The 19,608-nt window shown below is 40.8% G+C and carries 24 protein-coding genes; 20 read left to right on the top strand and 4 right to left on the bottom strand.

The features are described from left to right. Window positions 1–58 precede the first annotated feature (58 nt). The 4 genes from I6F41_RS01225 to I6F41_RS01210 all read right to left on the bottom strand — a co-directional run bounded on the left by I6F41_RS01225 (window position 59) and on the right by I6F41_RS01210 (window position 2,109). Window positions 59–268: a cold-shock protein gene (locus tag I6F41_RS01225; protein WP_011330012.1), complete on the bottom strand. Its 210-nt coding sequence runs from the start codon at window positions 266–268 to the stop codon at window positions 59–61. 189 nt (window positions 269–457) lie between these two features. Continuing rightward, the gene (locus tag I6F41_RS01220) at window positions 458–667 is read right to left on the bottom strand and encodes a cold-shock protein (protein WP_011329603.1); all 210 of its coding nucleotides are present in this window, start codon (window positions 665–667) and stop codon (window positions 458–460) included. Window positions 668–857: 190 nt separating this feature from the next. Then, complete coding sequence (locus tag I6F41_RS01215) at window positions 858–1,064, bottom strand: cold-shock protein (protein WP_011330013.1); 207 nt, start codon at window positions 1,062–1,064, stop codon at window positions 858–860. Window positions 1,065–1,455: 391 nt separating this feature from the next. Next, window positions 1,456–2,109, bottom strand: a complete 654-nt coding sequence (locus I6F41_RS01210; protein WP_197107574.1) for a DUF6058 family natural product biosynthesis protein — start codon at window positions 2,107–2,109, stop codon at window positions 1,456–1,458. Window positions 2,110–2,281: 172 nt separating this feature from the next. Between I6F41_RS01210 and dapA the strand changes: the two genes are divergently transcribed. The 20 genes from dapA to I6F41_RS01110 all read left to right on the top strand — a co-directional run bounded on the left by dapA (window position 2,282) and on the right by I6F41_RS01110 (window position 19,605). Next, on the top strand, window positions 2,282–3,199 hold the full coding sequence (gene dapA, locus I6F41_RS01205; RefSeq protein WP_011330016.1) for a 4-hydroxy-tetrahydrodipicolinate synthase: 918 nt from the start codon (window positions 2,282–2,284) through the stop codon (window positions 3,197–3,199). Window positions 3,200–3,316: 117 nt separating this feature from the next. Further along, entirely contained in the window at window positions 3,317–4,030 is a 714-nt protein-coding gene (locus I6F41_RS01200; protein ID WP_197107573.1) for a beta-ketoacyl synthase chain length factor, read from the top strand. Beyond that, window positions 4,023–4,808 (top strand): lysophospholipid acyltransferase family protein, encoded by a 786-nt coding sequence (locus tag I6F41_RS01195; protein ID WP_192532288.1) that lies wholly within the window; start codon window positions 4,023–4,025, stop codon window positions 4,806–4,808. The genes I6F41_RS01200 and I6F41_RS01195 overlap by 8 nt, the downstream gene beginning before the upstream one ends. Then, window positions 4,805–5,062, top strand: coding sequence for a phosphopantetheine-binding protein (locus I6F41_RS01190; protein ID WP_011330019.1), 258 nt, complete (start codon window positions 4,805–4,807; stop codon window positions 5,060–5,062). Before I6F41_RS01195 ends, I6F41_RS01190 begins: the two co-directional genes overlap by 4 nt. 25 nt (window positions 5,063–5,087) lie before the next feature. After that, window positions 5,088–5,333 (top strand): acyl carrier protein, encoded by a 246-nt coding sequence (locus tag I6F41_RS01185; protein WP_011330020.1) that lies wholly within the window; start codon window positions 5,088–5,090, stop codon window positions 5,331–5,333. A gap of 4 nt (window positions 5,334–5,337) precedes the next feature. Continuing rightward, entirely contained in the window at window positions 5,338–5,904 is a 567-nt protein-coding gene (locus I6F41_RS01180) for a hypothetical protein (protein ID WP_192532287.1), read from the top strand. Further along, window positions 5,897–7,276, top strand: a complete 1,380-nt coding sequence (locus tag I6F41_RS01175; protein ID WP_192532286.1) for an AMP-binding protein — start codon at window positions 5,897–5,899, stop codon at window positions 7,274–7,276. Before I6F41_RS01180 ends, I6F41_RS01175 begins: the two co-directional genes overlap by 8 nt. Then, the gene (locus I6F41_RS01170; RefSeq protein ID WP_011330023.1) at window positions 7,260–7,619 is read left to right on the top strand and encodes an ApeI family dehydratase; all 360 of its coding nucleotides are present in this window, start codon (window positions 7,260–7,262) and stop codon (window positions 7,617–7,619) included. The genes I6F41_RS01175 and I6F41_RS01170 overlap by 17 nt, the downstream gene beginning before the upstream one ends. Beyond that, the gene (locus I6F41_RS01165; RefSeq protein WP_197107571.1) at window positions 7,620–8,369 is read left to right on the top strand and encodes a glycosyltransferase family 2 protein; all 750 of its coding nucleotides are present in this window, start codon (window positions 7,620–7,622) and stop codon (window positions 8,367–8,369) included. Further along, entirely contained in the window at window positions 8,359–9,318 is a 960-nt protein-coding gene (locus I6F41_RS01160) for an LpxL/LpxP family acyltransferase (protein WP_011330025.1), read from the top strand. Before I6F41_RS01165 ends, I6F41_RS01160 begins: the two co-directional genes overlap by 11 nt. A gap of 2 nt (window positions 9,319–9,320) precedes the next feature. Further along, window positions 9,321–10,865 carry an HAL/PAL/TAL family ammonia-lyase gene (locus I6F41_RS01155; protein WP_197107570.1) on the top strand — a complete coding sequence of 515 codons (1,545 nt, stop codon included), beginning with the start codon at window positions 9,321–9,323 and terminating at the stop codon, window positions 10,863–10,865. Further along, on the top strand, window positions 10,858–11,286 hold the full coding sequence (locus tag I6F41_RS01150; protein WP_011330027.1) for an acyl-CoA thioesterase: 429 nt from the start codon (window positions 10,858–10,860) through the stop codon (window positions 11,284–11,286). Before I6F41_RS01155 ends, I6F41_RS01150 begins: the two co-directional genes overlap by 8 nt. A 21-nt stretch (window positions 11,287–11,307) precedes the next feature. Continuing rightward, window positions 11,308–11,847 carry an outer membrane lipoprotein carrier protein LolA gene (locus tag I6F41_RS01145; RefSeq protein ID WP_197107569.1) on the top strand — a complete coding sequence of 180 codons (540 nt, stop codon included), beginning with the start codon at window positions 11,308–11,310 and terminating at the stop codon, window positions 11,845–11,847. 40 nt (window positions 11,848–11,887) lie between these two features. Next, window positions 11,888–14,149, top strand: coding sequence for an MMPL family transporter (locus I6F41_RS01140; RefSeq protein ID WP_197107568.1), 2,262 nt, complete (start codon window positions 11,888–11,890; stop codon window positions 14,147–14,149). 1 nt (window position 14,150) lies between these two features. Continuing rightward, window positions 14,151–15,446, top strand: coding sequence for an NAD(P)/FAD-dependent oxidoreductase (locus tag I6F41_RS01135; RefSeq protein WP_011330030.1), 1,296 nt, complete (start codon window positions 14,151–14,153; stop codon window positions 15,444–15,446). 156 nt (window positions 15,447–15,602) lie between these two features. After that, complete coding sequence (locus I6F41_RS01130; protein ID WP_231613330.1) at window positions 15,603–16,022, top strand: DUF3261 domain-containing protein; 420 nt, start codon at window positions 15,603–15,605, stop codon at window positions 16,020–16,022. Then, on the top strand, window positions 16,019–17,191 hold the full coding sequence (locus I6F41_RS01125) for a beta-ketoacyl-ACP synthase (RefSeq protein ID WP_197107567.1): 1,173 nt from the start codon (window positions 16,019–16,021) through the stop codon (window positions 17,189–17,191). The genes I6F41_RS01130 and I6F41_RS01125 overlap by 4 nt, the downstream gene beginning before the upstream one ends. After that, window positions 17,184–17,654, top strand: coding sequence for a hotdog family protein (locus I6F41_RS01120; protein ID WP_231613329.1), 471 nt, complete (start codon window positions 17,184–17,186; stop codon window positions 17,652–17,654). Before I6F41_RS01125 ends, I6F41_RS01120 begins: the two co-directional genes overlap by 8 nt. After that, window positions 17,651–18,376: a 3-ketoacyl-ACP reductase FabG2 gene (locus I6F41_RS01115; protein WP_086995832.1), complete on the top strand. Its 726-nt coding sequence runs from the start codon at window positions 17,651–17,653 to the stop codon at window positions 18,374–18,376. Before I6F41_RS01120 ends, I6F41_RS01115 begins: the two co-directional genes overlap by 4 nt. Next, window positions 18,376–19,605 carry a beta-ketoacyl-ACP synthase gene (locus tag I6F41_RS01110; RefSeq protein ID WP_197107566.1) on the top strand — a complete coding sequence of 410 codons (1,230 nt, stop codon included), beginning with the start codon at window positions 18,376–18,378 and terminating at the stop codon, window positions 19,603–19,605. Before I6F41_RS01115 ends, I6F41_RS01110 begins: the two co-directional genes overlap by 1 nt. Window positions 19,606–19,608 lie beyond the last annotated feature (3 nt).

Below are 19,608 nucleotides of genomic sequence, written 5' to 3'. Positions count from 1 at the left end.
ATAGCCAAGCTATGAGTGGGTTTTTAGTGCGCTTTAAAAACGCATCAGCTAAAACAGCTTAGATAGCTACGATGTTTTCAGCTTGTGGGCCTTTTTGACCTTGTGTAACAGTAAACTGTACGCGTTGGCCTTCAGCTAGAGTTTTAAAACCGTCGCCAGAAATTGCGCTAAAATGTGCAAAAACGTCTGCGCCAGATTCTTGCTCGATAAAACCAAAACCTTTTGCTTCGTTAAACCATTTTACTGAACCAGTAGTTGTATTAGACATAATAATATCCTTAAAAATTAATAAAAGTGTGCCTGAAAATAGGCGATTGAGCCGGAAAAAACCTATATTTAACTTGAGGATAACGCGAAGGATTATTACTAATATCAACGTGGTACTTACAAATAAACAGTATTTCTTTCAAACTTATATAAATAGATGGGTTATAAATAACCCATCAACTTAAACATCTTAGATACAAACGATGTTTTCAGCTTGTGGACCTTTTTGACCTTGTGTAACAGTAAACTGTACACGTTGGCCTTCAGCTAGAGTTTTGAAACCGTCGCCAGAGATTGCACTGAAATGTGCGAAAACGTCTGCGCCAGATTCTTGCTCGATAAAACCAAAACCTTTAGCTTCGTTAAAAAACTTTACTGTACCAGTAGTTGTATTAGACATAATTGTATCCTAAGAAATTAATAAAAAATGTGCCTGAAAGTAGGCGATTAAGCTGGAAAAAATAAATATTTAACTTGAGGATAACACAAAGGATTATTACTAATATCAACGTGGTACGTACAAATAAACAGAACTTCTTTCAAACTAATATTCATTAACGGGTTATTACTAACCCATTAAATTAAACAATTTAGATGCAAACAATATTTTCAGCTTGCGGGCCTTTTTGACCTTGTGTAACAGTAAACTGTACACGTTGGCCTTCAGCTAATGTTTTGAAGCCATCGCTAGTAATTGCGCTAAAATGAGCAAAAACATCAGGGCCAGACTCTTGCTCAATAAAACCAAAACCTTTTGCTTCATTAAACCATTTAACTGAACCAGTTGTTGTAGACATAGTAGTATCCTAAAAAATTAAAGTGCGCCCTATATAAGGCAATATAAAGAGTAAGAAAACATATATTTAACTGAGGATAGCGCGAAGGATTATTACTAATAACAACGTGGTACTTACAAATAAACAGGGCTTTCTATCAACCCGATGCGACGTACTTTAACAGCAACCTCTGGCGGATATCAAGCTTTATTTTAAGTTTAGTTTTACGCATAGCACTTTGATCATCTGACTTTGTTACATACTTTATATAGGAATACTTGTATTGAGGGTGCTGTAACGCAAACAAACACTAATTCTATAGGCTGTATTTTCTTAAGCTACTGGCCGCTATACGTATATTCGTTAATTATAAATTGGCAGAGTTAATCTTAAAGTAGTAGTACATTAATAATTACTTTATCGATAAGTCGTATTTTAAAATAAGGGTATCTATATAGCGGGTTCTAAGTGTGTGTTGTTTTTCGTGATCGGCACCATGGCTCAAAGCCCGGTTGAGTAACTTTATAGCGGGGTGCAGTTTTGCACGCTCATCTTGATCTAACCCCGCTTTACTGCGTAATTCGGTTATGTCATCAACCACCAGGCGGCCTATATCAACAGCCACTATTTCGTCTATTAAGCCATTTTGAGTAAGCACGCCATATTTGCTGCATAAAAATTGCTGCCATACTTGTTGTACATGTTCTTCTATTTCGCAACCAAATAGTTCTTCGTTAAATTCAAACCCTTGTTGAGCAAGTTTGGTTAAGCTGGCGGTATATTGCTGGGCAAAGTAATTAAATGCCTGGCTGGATGAATCGATTTTTTGTTTTATCAGCCCTTGCCCCCAGTTTACAGAACCTCGTGGGTAATAATCGTCGTACTCTTCGCATTCGTACAAACCCGAGTATGAGCTGCAACTTAGTTGGTTTTTAATACAATAACTAGGCTTAGGAAATACACTTTGCTGTTGCCAATGCTCAAGCTTATCTGCATCAATATTGAGTGCCTGGCATAGCTCGTCGGTATGATAAAAATGGGTTGTTAAGTACTGAGATAAACGCATAAAAGCTCGCCTAATATTAAAAATACAAACACTGTTTATATATACAGTTGTTCATTTTGTATTATCAAACTTAATATTACAAGCCATTTTATTACAAAATATGCGTTTACAGCTGCAAAAGCACACATAAATATGGTACAAATAGCGCAAGTTTTATAAAGAATGATTTTTTATGCGCAGCCTAGAACAAATTAAACAAGCAAGTCTTATTACAGCAATTAAAACACCTTATTTATCGAGTGGCGAAATTGACCTTGCAACATACGATCGCCTTGTTGAGTTACAAATAGCAGCTGGGGTTGACGGTATCGTTGTAGGCGGCACTACCGGCGAAGGCCAGTTAATGAACTGGGAAGAGCACTTAATGCTCATAGCGCATAGCGTAAATAAGTTTAGCAGTAAGCTAGTAATTGTAGGTAATACGGGCAGTAATAATACCCGAGAAGCGATTAAAGCCACTAAATATGGTTTTGCCAGTGGTATGGATGCTGCGTTGCAAATTAACCCTTACTATGGGCGCACCTCTATTGCGGGTGTAAAAGAGCATTTAAAGCGTGTTCTTGATATTGGCCCTGCATTTATTTACAACGTAGCGGGGCGTACAGGACAAGACTTAACGCCTGATATTATTGAACCACTAGCAAAGCACGAACATTTTATTGGTGTTAAAGAGTGTGGTGGTAACGAACGTATAGCTCATTATGAGAAGCAAGGCATAGCGTGTTGGTCGGGTAATGATGATGAAAGCCACGATGCTCGTCATACTCATGGCGCTCATGGGGTTATTTCGGTCAGCTCTAATCTTATGCCAGAATTGTTTCGCCAGTTAATGGATGCGCCAAATGCTGCGCTAAATACGTCATTACAACCATTAATAAATTGGTTGTTTTGCGAGCCAAATCCAATTGCGATTAATACTGCACTCATGATGACAGAGGCAGTTAAACCGGTATTTAGATTACCTTACTTACCCCTTAACGACGCACAGCAACAACAAGGTGAAAAGTTGATTAATCAGCTAAGCGCAAGTGATGTTGTTGGTGGCCATGCTCGCTGCATAAATGAACAAGAATTCTTTTTAATATCATAGAATTATTAGCCAGCGCTGAATGAAAATTCAGCGCTGGCTTTTTTTATTGTTTATTTTACTTTTTTTGTTAAAAAATGTAAGATCCTGCGTCCTATCATTAACTAAATATGTATATTTGTGAAATTTGTTGTTGAACAACTCGCTACATGGATCCAGCCAGAACAGCGACAAATAGAAAGCGATCATTGGTATGATAACTCGCCTATAACGCTTGATTGGGTTGCACCTATGCAACGCCGGCGTATGACTCGTTTTAGCAAAATGGTATTACACAGTGCTCAGCAAGTAAGTAGCGCTGATCAGTATACTAATTTATCGGCGGTGTTCTCATCGCGCCACGGGGACTTTCATAAAACAGCCAATTTATTAGTTGATATAGTTAATCAGCAACCATTATCGCCCACAGGTTTTGGCCTGAGTGTGCATAATGCCGCAGCCGGACTTTTTAGTATTATAAAAAGTAATACCAGTGCAATGAATGCTATTGCAGCAGGGGCTGAGAGTTTTATGTGTGCAATTGTAGAGGCCTACATTCGCCTTGTTGATAGCAATGAGCCGTACATGTTAGTAGTCCATAGCGATGAAATCCTCCCCGATATATATAACCAATTTGCTGACGAGCTACAAATTACTCATTCCATTGCTATGATAGTGCGCCTTGCTCAAGCAAATGAGCCGTGCTTTAGTTTAAATAAAGTACTTAACCCTGCTGCAAAAAATAGTAACTTACCAATGAGCCTGCAAGTTGCTAAAGCCCTACACGATAAAAAAAGTGCGATATTAACCCACACTACACTGGCTCATCATTGGCAACTTACCTACCATGATTAAACACATTATAAGAATAACAGGGCTTTGTTGGCGTGTGCTTGCAACCGGTGTTTGTTTTAGCGTGTTTGGCATAGGTGGTTTAGTACTAACATTAGTGGTTTTTCCGCTGCAAAACGTATTAGAAGCAGATGTAAACACCCGTAAAAACAGAGCAAGAGCGACAGTACATTACTGTTTTAAATTTTTTGTTGGGTTAATGCATTACACAGGCGTTATTCGTTTTAATATTAAAGACAAAACCCAGCTTGCTAATTTAAACGGAAAATTAGTACTTGCCAATCACCCCTCTTTAATTGATGTGGTTGTGCTTATATCTGTGATTAAAAATGCAGATTGCGTAGTAAAAGCCCATTTATTTAAAAACCCCTTTATGCGCGGTGTAATTAAAAGTACTGGTTATATAAGTAACGAAGATCCAGAAGGTTTATTACGTGAATGTGAGCGCAGTATAAGCAAAGGAAATAACTTAATAGTTTTTCCTGAAGGCACACGTTCACAGCCCCATACTGCACTTAAGTTTAAACGAGGAGCGGCCAATATAGCACTTAGATGTAATGTGCCAATCGCTACAGTATTAATAAAAATGCAGCCTAATACCTTAACCAAGGGTACACCTTGGTATAAAGTAGCGCCTTATCAAGCGCACTTTAGCTTGCAGCTGGCCAGCAAGCAGTTTAACAGTAACCTGCCTTATGTTAGTGACACACCCGCTATACAATCTCGGCATTTAACTAACAGCTTACAACATTATTTTACAGAAGAACTGAGCAATTTATGACTGAATTAAAAGTACAAATTAAACAATTAATTATATCCAGCCTTGATCTAGAAGATATGACAACTGCAGACATTGCTGATGATGAAGCATTATTTGTTGATGGTTTAGGGCTCGATAGCATAGATGCACTAGAACTTGGTTTGGCAATAAAAAAACAATTTGATGTGAAAATAGATGCCAATTCAGAGCAAACAAAAGCGCACTTTGCCTCGGTGAATTCTTTAGCACACTTTATAGAACAAGCACGTTCTTAAATTATAAAAATATATAGGAATAACAATGAAAACCGCTGCTGAAATTTATGATGTATTACACGGCATTTTAGAAAACGATTTTGAGATAGACCCAGCCGACATAAACCTAGACGCCAACTTATATCAAGACCTTGATTTAGACAGCATTGACGCTGTTGACTTGGTAGTAAAACTAAGAGAAATCACCGGTAAAAAAATTGATCCTGATGCATTTAAGCAAGTACGTACTGTGCAAAATGTAGTTAGCGAAATAGAAAAGCTCGTTAACTAAATAAATGCTTAAAGCCTTGTTAACCACCCTTATTATGCTTTGTTTGGCCTGCTACCCAGTTATTGTGTATGTGGGCCTGACGCAGTTTAATAGCCAACTGCTAGCGATCGTATTATTATTTTTGCTTGCACTACGCTTGTGGTTAAGCAAAGCATTATTTGACAAAATGCCGTGGTTAAAGCCAGCGACATTTTTAGCTGTGATAGCAATCGTATTGTCAAAAGTGTTCGACAGTGATGTGGGTTTACGTTTATACCCGGTGATTATTAACACTGTGATGTTGCTCGTGTTTAGCTACTCACTTTATAAAGGGCCATCAATAATAGAAACCTTTGCCCGCATCACTGAGCCTGAGCTCGATGAGCAAGGTGTGCAATACACTAAAAAAGTAACTCAGTTGTGGTGCGTTTTTTTTATAGTTAATGGTGGTATTGCCTTATATACCAGCCTGTTTGCTAGTTTGGCAGTGTGGGCTTTTTATAATGGTGTGATTGCCTATGTAGCTATGGGCGTGTTGTTTGCCTTAGAGTGGCTAGTCAGGCTAAAAGTAAAAAGGAAAGCGCGTGTTTAGTACCTTTCAAAGTAAAGTATTTCAAAGTAATAATGTTAGTGTGTGCTTTAATCATGAAAATAAGGCAGTGACGCAACGCCAGTTTGTTAGCGATGTTAATCGGCTATTAGCTAAGTATTCACCGGGCACAGCGCCCACATCTGTGGTGTTATATAGCACTAACACTTATAAGTTTGCGGTGAGTTTAATGGCACTCACCTTGCGCGGTTGCACGGTTATACTGCCACCTAATGGTCAACCCGAAACACTCAAAGCCTTACTACAGCAAACGCCTTGTTTTTTAGGTGACTCAGAGCTTGTTGAACCACTGGGTATTGACTTTATCAATATAGAAAACTTGCCTGAACAGCCTGGCTTTTTTCCTTTAGCGCAACTTGTTTGGCCCAAAGAAGGGAACTTGGTGTTTTACACCTCGGGATCAACAGGTAAAGCTAAGCCAATTGTAAAGTCGTGGCAAACAATTAACAAAGAGCTGAGCATTTTATCAAGCAGTTATGCGTTAAAATGTATGCCAATGTTTATTGCTAGCGTATCGCATCAGCATATTTACGGGCTGCTATTTAGGTTGTTATGGCCACTTAGTACCGGACATGTCGTTGATACCGATTTACTGCACTACCCAGAGCATATAGCCGCCAAGCTCAAGGGCGCTAAACAAGTGGTGTTAATTTCTAGCCCCGCACAGCTAAAACGATTACGCGCAGACAACGTATTAATTGAACAAAAATCTCACTTACAATGGATATTTTCATCTGGTGGGCCGCTGGCAAACGAAGATGCAGTATCGCTATTCAGTCAGTTAAATAAACCAATAACACAAGTGTTTGGCAGTACCGAAACCGGTGGTATAGCGTATCGACAAGTTACCTCGCTTGAAAACGTGAGCTCGTGGCAGCCGTTTTCAGGTATAAAAATGAGTGTTGGCACAAACGATAGACTCCTTTTAAATTCACCGTTAGTGAACCACAAAGATTACCCGCTTGACGATAGAGGTTTGGTGCTTAAAAGTGGTCAATTTAAACTGCTTGGTCGATTGGACCGAATCATAAAATTAGAAGAAAAACGCCTCAGTTTGGATGAACTAGAACACCACCTAGCAAGCAGTGAGTGGGTAAACGACGTTAAAGTAATTGTATTACCTGGGGCAAGGCAAGTAATAGGTGCGGTAGTTGTGCTTAGCCAGCAAGGGGTAAAACATTTACAAAGTGAAAGTAAATTAGCCACTAATAAGCTTTTAAAAGAGCATGCACTAACGCGTTTTGAGCGCATTTGTACGCCTAAAAAGTGGCGTTTTATAGAGCAGTTACCTTATAACAGCCAAGCTAAATTAAACTTAAAAGCATTGGAGCACCTTTTTGACAAAGTTGATTAAAACGCAGCCGCAACTACTTAAATGTGAGCAAACCGAGCAAGGTTATCAATTAAGTTTATTTGTGCCCAAGGATTTAGATTACTTTAATGGCCATTTTAAAGACGGCCCTATTTTAGCAGGCGTAGTGCAGCTAGATTGGGCGGTTGCTGCAATTTGTAAGCAGTATAATATTCAATTAGCGGTAAAGAATGTCGAAGTGCTAAAGTTTCAGGTGGTGATTACGCCAGGCCTTACTATGGTATTAGCCATAGAGCAAAAAGCGCTTAATAAGTATGTGTTTTCTTATCGCTCGGCTAAGGGGCAACATGCGTCTGGGCGGATTGTTTTTGAAAGTGTTGTTTAAATGAATAAGTTTTGTATTGTCATTCCAAACTACAATCATACCTCTGTGATAGCGGCGGTATTAACCAGCCTAGCTGAATATAACATACCAATTATTATGGTAGATGATGCAAGTAATGAGGCAGCTAAAGCAGTGTTTTCTGCACTTACACAGCAGCACCCGTTACTTACCATTGTTACCCATGAGCACAACCAAGGTAAAGGTGGGGCGGTACAAAGCGGTTTGCATTATGCGTATCAGCAAGGGTATTCCCATGCTATTCAAGTTGATGCCGACGGCCAACATAACTTGGCCGATTTAGCGCAGCTTTTGCGCCTGTCAAACGCCAATCCACAGGCATTAGTAAGCTGTTGCCCAATATACGACGCTTCAGTGCCTAAGCATCGCTATTTAGCACGGTACTTAACCCATGTGTGGGTATGGATTGAAACCCTTAGTTTTGAAATTGTTGACTCTATGTGTGGCTTTAGAGTGTATCCGCTGGGAGCCTGCGAAAAACTGTTAAAAGAAGTTAAGCTGGGCAAGCGGATGGACTTTGATCCTGAAATATTAGTGCGTTTATATTGGCGTAATGTGCCGTTTATATTTTTACCTAGCCAAGTGATCTATCCAGAAAATGGGCTTTCTCACTTTCAGCCATTGCACGACAACGTGCGTATATCTTGGCTACATACGCGATTATTTTTTGGTATGTTAGTGCGCTCGCCTTGGCTTATAGCACACAAATTAAAGAGACGTTATGGCCGTTAAACATTGGTCTAAAATGCAAGAGCGCGGTAATTATTTAGGCATTCAAACTCTGCTATTTACACATAAAATACTGGGTCGCAAAGGGCTGTGGCTAATTTTGTTTCCTGTGGTGGTGTATCTCTTTATTACTGGTAGGGTTGCCCGTGCTGCTTCAAAACAGTTTTTACAGCAAGTTAATTTGTACACCGGCACTGGGCAAAGCGTGACACTTAAGCAGCAACTAAAGCACTTTTGTAGTTTTGCCGACAGCGCCTTTGATAAAATAGATGGTTGGCTTGGGCGTATTAGCTTAAGTGATATTGAATATACCAACGAGCATTTATTTAGCCAATTAAATGAGCAACGCCAAGGGGCTATTTTTATTGGCTCGCATTTGGGTAATTTAGAAGTGTGCCGAGCGCTTAGCCAACATCGCAGTGGCAAAGTTATTAACGTGCTGGTGTTTACTCATCATGCAGTAGAATTTAATAAAATGCTGAAAAAAATTAACCCCAACGTAGCGGTTAACTTAATTCAAGTAACTGACTTAGGCCCAGGTTTAGCTATTTTATTGAAAGAAAAAATTGAGCAAGGCGAAATTATTGTTATTGTTGGCGATCGCACCAGTACCACCACTGCCGCGCGCTCTGTACAAGTGCCTTTTTTAGACAAGCCAGCCCCGTTTTCTCAAGGACCTTTTATTTTAGCGGCATTACTTGATTGCCCAGTTTATTTTTTGTTTTGTTTAAAAGATAAGAAAATCAATAAGTACCACGTAATATTTGAGCAATACAGCAATAGCTTAAAAATGCCACGCACCCAACGACAGGCAATTTTAAACCAAGTAATTACAGACTATGCGCAGCGTTTGGGTCACTATGCTGCGCAATATCCTTATCAATGGTTTAATTTTTACGATTTTTGGCAAAATGATCAGCAAGTCGCCCGCGATCAAGCAAAGGAGAAATAGAAGTGCCAGTTCAAAACACACAGCTTTTTGGTCAGCAGCGATTATCAATCGAAAACATTGTTGATATTGCACATAACCACACCCAAGTGCAAATTAGTGGTTGCAGCGAATTTAGTAGCAAAATTAATAGTGCGCTGAGTTTTTTAGATACATTATTAAAAGAAGACGGCGTTATTTACGGTGTAACGACTGGTTATGGCGACTCAGTAACCGTAGCAGTACCATTAAATTTAGTAGATGAACTACCCCTACATTTAACGCGATTTCATGGATGTGGACTAGGCGACGTATTTAATAAAGTACAAGGACGAGCAATTTTAGCCACGCGGCTTACGTCTTTATCGCAAGGCTACTCGGGTATTAGCTGGGAAATGCTGAATTTACTGCGCGACTACTTAAATCACGATATTGTACCGGTTATTCCTCAAGAGGGATCGGTAGGTGCCAGTGGCGACTTAACGCCATTATCTTATGTTGCTGGTGCTATGATAGGCGAGCGCGACGTATATTATAAAGACACCGTACGTAGTAGCTTAGCGGTAATGCAAGAAGTTGGCTTAACGCCGCTCGTGCTGCGCCCAAAAGAAGGCCTTGCAATAATGAATGGCACCGCGGTAATGACCGCATTAGCCTGCTTAGCCTTCGACAGAGCCAATTATTTAGCCAAATTAGCCAGTCGTATTACCGCCATTGCTAGCTTAGCGCTCAAAGGAAATAGCCATCATTTTGATGAAATTTTATTCTCGGTAAAACCTCACCCAGGGCAGCAGCAAATAGCACGTTGGATCAGAGATGATTTAAATCATCACGACCATCCACGTAATGCCGACCGCCTGCAAGATCGCTACTCAATTCGCTGTGCACCGCATGTTATTGGTGTGCTGCAAGACAGCTTGCCGTTTTTTAGGCAAATGATCGAAAACGAATTAAACTCAGCCAACGACAACCCAATTATTGATGGCGAAGGGGAGCATGTACTGCACGGCGGGCATTTTTATGGCGGCCACATTGCCATGGCAATGGACAGCATGAAAACCGCAGTAGCTAACTTAGCTGATTTAGCCGATCGACAAATAGCCTCATTGGTTGATACTAAATATAACAATGGTTTGGCGTCTAATTTATCCGACAGTGCCCCTGAGCGTCGTTATATAAATCATGGTTTTAAAGCGGTACAAATTGGTGCCAGTGCTTATACTGCTGAGGCATTGAAATTAACTATGCCTGCCAGTGTATTTTCGCGCTCTACCGAGTGTCACAATCAAGACAAAGTAAGTATGGGTACCATAGCCTCGCGCGATTGTTTACGTATTTTACAGCTTACCGAGCAAGTGATGGCCAGTACCTTATTAGCCGCTATTCAAGGGTTAAGGCTGCGAATTAAACAAGGCGAATTAGAATTTACGAGTTTAACTGACGATATGCAGCATATGTATAGCGATATAACAGGTTACTTTGAAAACCTGACCGAAGACAGACCAATGGAAGCGGTGCTAAGACAAACTATTAGCTATATTCAAAGCAAACGCTGGGCGCTTTATGAATAATAAAGGCGCATTACTTTCGCACAGCGTAGAAATAGAAATCCCTTTTCATGATTGCGATCCAATGAATGTAGTGTGGCATGGTAATTACCCACGCTATTTAGAAATTGCTCGTTGTGAGTTACTCAGAATATTTGACTACGACTACCTGCAAATGAAAGACTCTGGATTTGCGTGGCCCATTGTTGATATGCAAATTAAATACGTAGCATCAGCTGTATTTACACAAAAAATTAAAGTGGCAGCGTATTTAAAAGAGTATGAAAACCGATTACGTATTGATTATGTTATTACCGATGCAATCAGTAATAAGCGCATTACCAAGGCGTCCACTACACAAGTGGCGGTAGAAATTAGCTCCAAAGAAATGCAATTTGTTTCACCCCCAATACTTTATGAAAAACTAGCCCCTTTTTTAAAGTAGCTGGCAATTAAAGGAGAAGGAATGACAATGTTTAAATTATTTATAACCAGCGTATTGCTGCTATTTTGTAGTGCATTGCAAGCAAACACGGCATCGCAGGTAAATACCACATTAAAGGCTGATACAGTAACGGGTGAGTTTAAACAATATAAACAACTTGCTGGTTTTGCATCGCCGTTCGTCTCCTCTGGAGTGTTTTCTCTAAATGCCAAAAAGCTAGTATGGCAAGTAGAACAACCGGTAAAAAGCGCATTGATTGTAGAAAATGGCCAGGTATTGGTTGAAAATGCTAAAGGGGAGTTTGTACCACAGCCAGGCAGTGAGCAGTTTGTAGGGCTTTTAACTGACTTACTCAGTGTAGATATGAGCGCCCTTGCAACACGCTTTAGTATAAAAGCGCAAAACAATTGCCTGCAACTAACCCCAAAAGAAGCGTTGTTACAGCAATTATTTAGCCACTTTACTTTGTGTGAAAGTGATAAAACGGTACACAGCATCATCCTTTATGAGCATTCAGGTAGTAAAACAACTATTGAGTTTAGTTACCCTGAGCAGCCTTAACGGCTCAATCGTTTAAATAGTTAATTAATGGAATAGTGGATTGAAGAAACGAATTGGCATTGTTTTTATTTGGTTTAGTGGTTTAATTTTGCTTTTAACCAGTATATTTTGGCTGACTAAACCTACATTTAGTGCTGATATGTTTAGTTTGCTGCCAAAATCGCATTCTCAATTAGCTTATGGCGAACAGCTGTTTTTTGAAAAAAATGCCCACCGTGTGGTGTTTTCATTTGCTGGTGAGCAAAAAAATAACGCCCACGATGAATTTAACAATTGGCTTGAGCAGCAAGGTATAACAAGCACATTTAATTTTCCCTCTATAAACGCTTTAACAACCACATTTGCGCCTTATAAATATGCACTATTAAGTAAGCCCTATAAGCAAAAAATAGCAGACAAAGCCAGCTTTGAGCAGTTTTACCTGCAGCAATTAAATCAGTTAGGATCGCCATTTGTTAGTGCTACATTAAGTACTGATATTAGTTTAAGTTTAGCTGGCTTTATTAGCGAAAACTTAAGCCAAAGCCAAGTTTTTACTATTAAACAAAACCGCCTCACTCGCCAGTATGAGGGGGTTGAATATGCAATGCTTTTTGCCACACTGCCAGAGCCAAACTTGAGCATTAATAATGCAATTAGCTTAGCTGCTAAAATTAAAACGCAAATAAACACCCTAAGTAAAGCGTACCCAAATACCACTATTTCCTATTCAGGGGTGCTGTTTCATACGGCTGAAAATGCCCAACAAGCAAAATACGAAATGAGTTTGTTTGGTGGTATTAGCCTAATGGCACTAATGGTTATGGTGTTTTGGGTATTTAGGGCGCTTAGCAGTATTTTATTAGCGAGCTTTACAGTGCTTAGTGCATTAATGGGCGGTGCTATTGTTATGTTATTGGTGTTTAACAGCATTCACTTATTAACCTTGGTATTTGCCGTAACCTTAATAGGCATTGCTATTGATTACGCCTTTCATGGCATGACCGATTTAGCCAAAGTAGCAAATGAAACTGCACAGCAAGCTTCTTCTAACGGCTATAGCAAAGGGGTGAAATCAGCGTTATTACTCTCTTTTATTACGACCGCATTAGGCTACAGCTGCTTATTAGGTGCACCGTTAACTTTATTAGCGCAAGTGGCTGTGTTTGTTATAGCGGGCTTATTTAGTGCATGGTTGTTTACTGTGTTAATTTTACCATTTTGGCAGCAAACACTGCGTGTATCGACATCGAGTTTATTACTCAGTAAAAAAATAACGCGGGTGTTTTTGTACTGTAATAAAATAAAAAAACCACTGTTTATTGCGCTAAGTATAGTGCTTGCAAGCTTATTGATATTAAAACCGATTGAGTTTAATGATGATATTAGATTGCTTAATGCCAGCTCTGAGCAGCTAATGGCAAGTGAAAAAAAACACTTAACTTTACTGGATCAATGGCGCAGCCATATAGTATTTATTATTGGCGACAATGCACAACACGTGTTACAAAAACAACAGCGGTTAGTTAGCAATTTAACCGCGAGTAACCCGCATATTAAACACAATGCCATTAACCGATGGCTGCCTAGTATTGAGCAGCAAAAAAATAATTTAGCGGTGTTTAATCAAGCTAAAAAAAGTGGTGTATTTGCACTAAGCGAGCAATTAACTGGGCGGCAATTAAGTAGCGGCCCCGCGCAATTTATTACCTATAACGCATTATTAAATAGCGAATTTAAACCCTTATTGTTAGCGCAAATGCATGTTGAGCCGCAGCAAGCCATAACCTGGATGACAATTAGCAATATTAATACACAGAGCTTAAGCGCCGCGCTTTTAAAAGATGATGGCTTATTGCTATATAATAAACCGCAGCAAATTAGTGCGTTATTAAGCGATTACCGAGCATACTTATTGTTAAGCTTAGTGCTTGCAGGGGCCATTAGTTGGTTACTTTTTAGTTGGCGTTTTGGCGTAAAAATTGCCACTTTACAACTGTTAAGTTTGTTATTAGTGGTTGTTAGCATGCTGTGGGTGTGTAATGCAATTCAAGGCAGCCTGTCGTTATTTAATATGTTGGGCGCGTTGCTAGTGGTAGCCTTAGCTATTGACTACCTTGTTTTTTATCAAATAAATAAGTTACAGCCAAAAAATATATTGGCAATTAGTTTATCTGCAGCGTCTTCTATGTGGGTGTTTGGTATGTTAAGTGCCTCAAGCACCCCTGCTATTTTTAGTTTTGGACTTACCGTAATGGTAGGGATTTTAGCGGTATATATTTTATCGCCGCTGAGTGTATTACCCTCGCAAAAGGAAGGATAAAGTGAATAACCCTGAGCAGTTTGATGTTGTTGTAATTGGTGCGGGCCCCTCTGGCGCACTTGCAAGTAGCCTTTTAGTGCAAAAAGGCTGGCGAGTATTAGTGCTTGAGCAACAGATTTTTCCGCGCTTTACTATAGGTGAGAGCTTGTTACCGCAATGTATGGAGTATTTGGCCGACGCTAATTTAGTCGCTCCATTGCATGAACACGCCGCTAGTTTGGGGTTTCAGTTTAAAAACGGCGCTGCGTTTCATCGAGCGGGTGAAAATACCGCGATTAATTTTACCGAAAAATCATCACCAGGGCCAGGTACCACTTATCAAGTGAAAAGAGGGCTGTTTGATAAATTACTAGCCGATAATGCACAGCTGCAAGGGGCTGTTATTCGTTATCAGCACAGTGTTAAAGACTACAAGGTTACTGATGTTTTTGAAAACAGTTCCGATAAAGGTAATACCAATAAAGATAGTACCGATAAAAATGGTGGTGCAACCTTATTAGTACACGACGCGCAGCAGCAGCCTTACCAAGTTCAAGCACGCTTTGTGTTAGATGCCAGCGGTTTTGGCCGAGTATTACCTAAACTACTAAACTTAGAGTTACCTTCTAACTTTCCGGTACGCAGTGCTTATTTTAGCCACTTTGTAGATAATATTAGCGATGAAAATTTTGATCGTAATAAAATCCTCATTACCGTACACCCAGAGCACCGAGATATATGGTATTGGCTAATTCCCTTTAGTGATGGCACCGCAAGTATTGGTGTTGTAGCAGAGTCTGAGCGTTTTAATGACGACGAAGCAGAGGTAATGTTAAATCGCTTTTTAGAGCAAGATCCACATTTAAAAGCACTGCTAGCTAAACGCGAATTAATTGGGCCAGCTCGCAGCATAACAGGCTACTCCTCTAATGTGAGTAAGCTGTATGGACAGCACTTTGCGCTATTAGGCAATGCGGGAGAGTTTTTAGATCCGGTGTTTTCATCAGGAGTAACCATTGCGCTTAAATCAGCAAGTTTAATTGCCCCTTTGGTCGATCAGTATTTAAAAGGTGAGACGATTGACTTTGAGCAGCATTATGCAAAACCGCTACAAGCGGGAGTTAACTGTTTTAGAACTTTTGTTACAGGCTGGTACGATACGCGCTTTCAAGACGTAATATTTCATACAGAGCAAAACAAACAAGTGCGAGAAATGATCAGTGCAATTTTAGCCGGATACGCATGGGACACGAGTAACCCATTTGTTGCACAAAGTGAGCGCCGCTTAAATGTGCTAGCTCAGCTGTGCCGAACCTAATATGTTGAAATTAATATGCTTAAACTAATACTCCAGCGTGCTTTGATATTGCTAACCTGCATAGTGCTGTCAGCCTGTGCGAGTCAGTTTAGTTCCAGTGCAGCTATAAGCATAGCACCTGCGGCTAGCCTAAATTTAAATAGCATGGCGCCATCGATGTATGGCCGCTCTTGGCAACAAGTGTTATTTATTACCACTGGGCAAGAGCAGCATACCTTGTTATCGCAATTGGCGGTTAATGAGGCGGGAGGGGTCAAGTTGCTGATGATGACCAGCCAGGGCTTTCCAATTGTAGAGCTTGAAAAATCACCCAAAGAGCCAATTAAAGCTAAAAAAATGCTTGTAGGCGTCGATATAAATCCTGCTTATGTATTGGCCGACATTGCCTTAGTACATTGGCCTGTCGCGTTTATAAATGAGCAGCTGAGCGGCGCACTGGTGGAACAAGTAGGCACACACAGACAAGTACTACAAAATCATAAAACCCTGATCACCATTGACTATAACGATGATGCAATTACGCTGCATAATATTGTACGTGATTATAAAATAATATTTAAAAAGGTAACTCAGTGACATATTGGCTAAATAACTTAGGTATTGTTAGTGCGATGGGAGTAGGCCCGCAGGCAACTCTCGATAGCTTAAACAGTTATAACTCTGCAACGCCTATATTAACTCTAAACTCTACACTTAGCGCGCAACAACAGCCGTTATATGTTGGCCAAGTAACCTCGGTTGCGTTGGCGCAAAAAAAACGTATAAATACCTTTATTGATATGTGCTTAGCGCAACTACAAACAACTATTGAGCAATTTTCGCATATCGATAAATCCCGTATTGCGGTGGTGTTAGGCACGAGTACTTCGGGTATTGCAGATGGTGAACGGGCTCGTGCTCATTTTGAACACACAGCGCAATGGCCAAATGACTTTCATTATTATGAACAAGAACTTGCCACCCCAGCACACTATATTGCGCAAAAGCTTGATGCAAAGGGACCCTGTTATAGTATTTCTACAGCCTGTACATCAAGCGCAAAAGCATTACTAAGTGCCCGCGCACTGCTAAAAGCTGATATGGCCGATGTTGTTATATGCGGTGGCGTTGACACCCTATGCCAACTTACTCTCAATGGTTTTGATTCGTTAGCGTCGTTAAGTAGCGGAGTTTGCCAGCCGTTTTCAAGTAACCGAGACGGTATTAATATTGGTGAAGGCGCAGCATTATTTGTAATGAGTAAAGGCGTAAGCGCAATTACAGATAAAGCAATTGCACTGTTCGGTGGCGGCGAAAGCTCTGATGCACATCATATTTCAGCGCCCGATCCCAATGGTATGGGCGCGCAATCTGCAATGCAAAAAGCACTAAAACAAGCGCAATTAGCTGCCCATGAAATTGACTACATAAATGCACACGGTACCGCAACGCTAAAAAATGATGAAATGGAGGCACTTGCAATTAATCGTGTGTTTGGCAACAATACGCCACTTAGCTCAAGCAAGCACTTAACTGGGCATACCTTAGGAGCTGCAGGCGCAATTGAAGCCGCGCTATGCTGGCTACTTCTTAAAGAGCAAGGCCAGTATGCATTGCCGTATAACGTATTATCAACAGGCGGTAACTTGGCCGATGTAAAAATAATAAAACAAGCATTTAAGCCCAAATTGCGTTACTGCTTGTCAAACTCATTTGCCTTTGGTGGCAATAACGCCAGTTTAATTTTAGGTATTGCCGATGAATGAGCTGAGCAGTAATCATTACGCAATTGAGCAGTTGCTTGCCCACGACGCACCAATGATTTTAATTGACACTTTAACGCATTATAGCGCCGAGAGTGCGCGTTGCCAGGTAACGATTACACCGCAAAGTGCGTTTTATAATGCCGATATTGCCGGTGTACCCAGTTATATTGGGGTTGAGTATATGGCGCAGTCAATAGCCGCTTACGCAGGCGCATTAGCAAACGATGCAAATGAGCCTCCTAAAATAGGCTTTTTAATTGGTACGCGTAAATATCAAACCCATCAAGCGTGTTTTAAAGTTGATAGTAGTTTAACTATTAAAGTGCATAAGCTATATCAAGAAGAGTCGGGATTGAGTGTGTTTGAATGCCAAATAATCCACGGCGATACATTAGCATGTGAAGCAAAAATTAATGTTTTTCAGCCCGAAAATCCGCTGGAATTTATAAGAGATAATCAATGACAAAACGAATTTTAGTCACAGGTTCAAGCCGTGGCATAGGCAGGGCTATTGCGCTTAAATTAGCATCCCAAGGGTATGACATTACAGTGCATTGTAAAAGTGGTGTGGCAGATGCACAAGCAACTTGCGCAGCAATACAGGCATTAGGCCAAGCTACTAGCTTATTACAATTTGATGTATGCGACAGAGCCGCCGCCAAAGCACAAATAGAGCAAGACATAGCCCAGCATGGTGCTTATTATGGCGTGGTATGTAACGCAGGTATTACCAATGATATGGCGTTTCCGGCTATGCAAGGCGAGGACTGGGATTGCGTTATTCGTACCGGGCTTGATGGCTTTTATAATGTGGTGCACCCCACGGTAATGCCTATGGTGCAAAACCGTAAAGGTGGGCGTATTGTAACCATGGCTTCTGTATCGGGCATTGCCGGTAACCGTGGGCAAGTAAATTACAGTGCGGCAAAAGCCGGTATTATTGGCGCTACAAAAGCGTTGTCGTTAGAGTTGGCTAAGCGAAAAATAACCGTAAACTGCGTTGCACCTGGGTTAATAGAAACCGCAATGACTGACGAGTTACCGGTAGACGAAATGCTAAAAATGATCCCGCTTAAGCGTATGGGCACAGTAGAGGAAGTTGCGGGTACTGTGGCATTTTTAATCTCAGATGATGCGGCCTACATTACCCGCCAAGTCATTTCAGTTAACGGCGGTATGGTGTAATGAAGCGCGTTGTAGTGACAGGTATGTCGGTGATCACCGCACTTGGCGATGAATGGTCGGTATTTAAACAAGCACTGATCAGAGGCGAAAATGCAGTGACCACTATGCCACAGTGGGACAAAGCACCAGAGCTTAATACGCGTTTAGCGGCGCCGGTTACTCATTTTGAGCGACCGAGTCATTATAAACGTAAACAAATACGCTCAATGGGGCGAGTGGCGCTTATGTCAACATGCGCTACAGAGTGCGCGTTAGAGCAAGCCCAGTTACTCAATCATAGTAGCTTAACCGATGGCTCTACGGGGGTTTCTTATGGTTCATCTATAGGGTCAACCCCGCCGTTACTCGCGTTTGCTAATATGATGGAGTCGGGCTCTATGTCTGGGGTAACAGCCACTAGTTATATTCAAATGATGGCGCATACTGCTCCGGTTAATGTTGGAGTGTTTTTTGGCTTAAAAGGGCGAGTGATCACCACAAGCTCAGCTTGTACCTCAGGCTCACAAGGTATTGGTTATGCCTATGAAGCAATAAAATTTGGTCGTCAAAAGGTGATGGTTGCTGGTGGTGCAGAGGAGTTATGTATTACCGAAGCCGCAGTATTTGATACCTTATATGCTACCAGTACAAAAAACGACACACCCAAGTTAACCCCCAGGCCATTTGATAAAGACCGTGATGGATTAGTGATTGGCGAAGGTGCTGGCACACTGATTTTAGAAGAGTATGAACACGCAAAAGCGCGCGGTGCCACTATACTGGCAGAGGTGGTTGGTTTTGGTTGTAATAGTGATGGTGAGCATGTTACTCAACCTACCTCTAAAACAATGCAAATAGCGATTGAACAAGCCCTACACGATGCAAATTTAACCGCCGAGCAAATTGGTTATGTAAGTGCGCATGGCACCTCAACCGATCGAGGCGATATAGCAGAGTCGCATGCCACTTTTAACGCATTAGGGGCAAAACCCATTAGCTCTTTAAAAAGTTATTTAGGCCACACTTTGGGCGCATGCGGTGCTATTGAAGCGTGGGCGACGATTAATATGATGAATGATAACTGGTTTGCCCCCACAATAAACCTCACCGAGGTGGATAACGAGTGCGCTCAACTTGACTATATAACCGAGCAAGGGCGAGAAATTAACACCGATTATGTAATGAGTAATAACTTTGCTTTTGGCGGTATTAATACCTCTTTAATATTTAAACGCTATAAAACAGATTAAACC

Origin of the sequence: Pseudoalteromonas sp. SCQQ13 (assembly GCF_015864415.1) — a bacterium.
In the GTDB taxonomy this organism is placed as follows: domain Bacteria; phylum Pseudomonadota; class Gammaproteobacteria; order Enterobacterales; family Alteromonadaceae; genus Pseudoalteromonas; species Pseudoalteromonas nigrifaciens.
This window is presented reverse-complemented; position numbering and strand designations above follow the sequence as displayed.

Excerpts from the sequence above, each read along its gene's own strand:
- I6F41_RS01190 (WP_011330019.1), top strand. The coding sequence starts at position 4,805 with ATGACTGAATTAAAAGTACAAATTAAACAATTAATTATATCCAGCCTT.
- I6F41_RS01195 (WP_192532288.1), top strand. The coding sequence starts at position 4,023 with ATGATTAAACACATTATAAGAATAACAGGGCTTTGTTGGCGTGTGCTT.
- I6F41_RS01130 (WP_231613330.1), top strand. The coding sequence starts at position 15,603 with ATGTATGGCCGCTCTTGGCAACAAGTGTTATTTATTACCACTGGGCAA.
- dapA (WP_011330016.1), top strand. The coding sequence starts at position 2,282 with ATGCGCAGCCTAGAACAAATTAAACAAGCAAGTCTTATTACAGCAATT.
- I6F41_RS01120 (WP_231613329.1), top strand. The coding sequence starts at position 17,184 with ATGAATGAGCTGAGCAGTAATCATTACGCAATTGAGCAGTTGCTTGCC.
- I6F41_RS01180 (WP_192532287.1), top strand. The coding sequence starts at position 5,338 with ATGCTTAAAGCCTTGTTAACCACCCTTATTATGCTTTGTTTGGCCTGC.
- I6F41_RS01110 (WP_197107566.1), top strand. The coding sequence starts at position 18,376 with ATGAAGCGCGTTGTAGTGACAGGTATGTCGGTGATCACCGCACTTGGC.
- I6F41_RS01160 (WP_011330025.1), top strand. The coding sequence starts at position 8,359 with ATGGCCGTTAAACATTGGTCTAAAATGCAAGAGCGCGGTAATTATTTA.
- I6F41_RS01220 (WP_011329603.1), bottom strand. The coding sequence starts at position 667 with ATGTCTAATACAACTACTGGTACAGTAAAGTTTTTTAACGAAGCTAAA.
- I6F41_RS01225 (WP_011330012.1), bottom strand. The coding sequence starts at position 268 with ATGTCTAATACAACTACTGGTTCAGTAAAATGGTTTAACGAAGCAAAA.
- I6F41_RS01145 (WP_197107569.1), top strand. The coding sequence starts at position 11,308 with ATGACAATGTTTAAATTATTTATAACCAGCGTATTGCTGCTATTTTGT.
- I6F41_RS01165 (WP_197107571.1), top strand. The coding sequence starts at position 7,620 with ATGAATAAGTTTTGTATTGTCATTCCAAACTACAATCATACCTCTGTG.
- I6F41_RS01115 (WP_086995832.1), top strand. The coding sequence starts at position 17,651 with ATGACAAAACGAATTTTAGTCACAGGTTCAAGCCGTGGCATAGGCAGG.
- I6F41_RS01150 (WP_011330027.1), top strand. The coding sequence starts at position 10,858 with ATGAATAATAAAGGCGCATTACTTTCGCACAGCGTAGAAATAGAAATC.
- I6F41_RS01185 (WP_011330020.1), top strand. The coding sequence starts at position 5,088 with ATGAAAACCGCTGCTGAAATTTATGATGTATTACACGGCATTTTAGAA.
- I6F41_RS01210 (WP_197107574.1), bottom strand. The coding sequence starts at position 2,109 with ATGCGTTTATCTCAGTACTTAACAACCCATTTTTATCATACCGACGAG.
- I6F41_RS01215 (WP_011330013.1), bottom strand. The coding sequence starts at position 1,064 with ATGTCTACAACAACTGGTTCAGTTAAATGGTTTAATGAAGCAAAAGGT.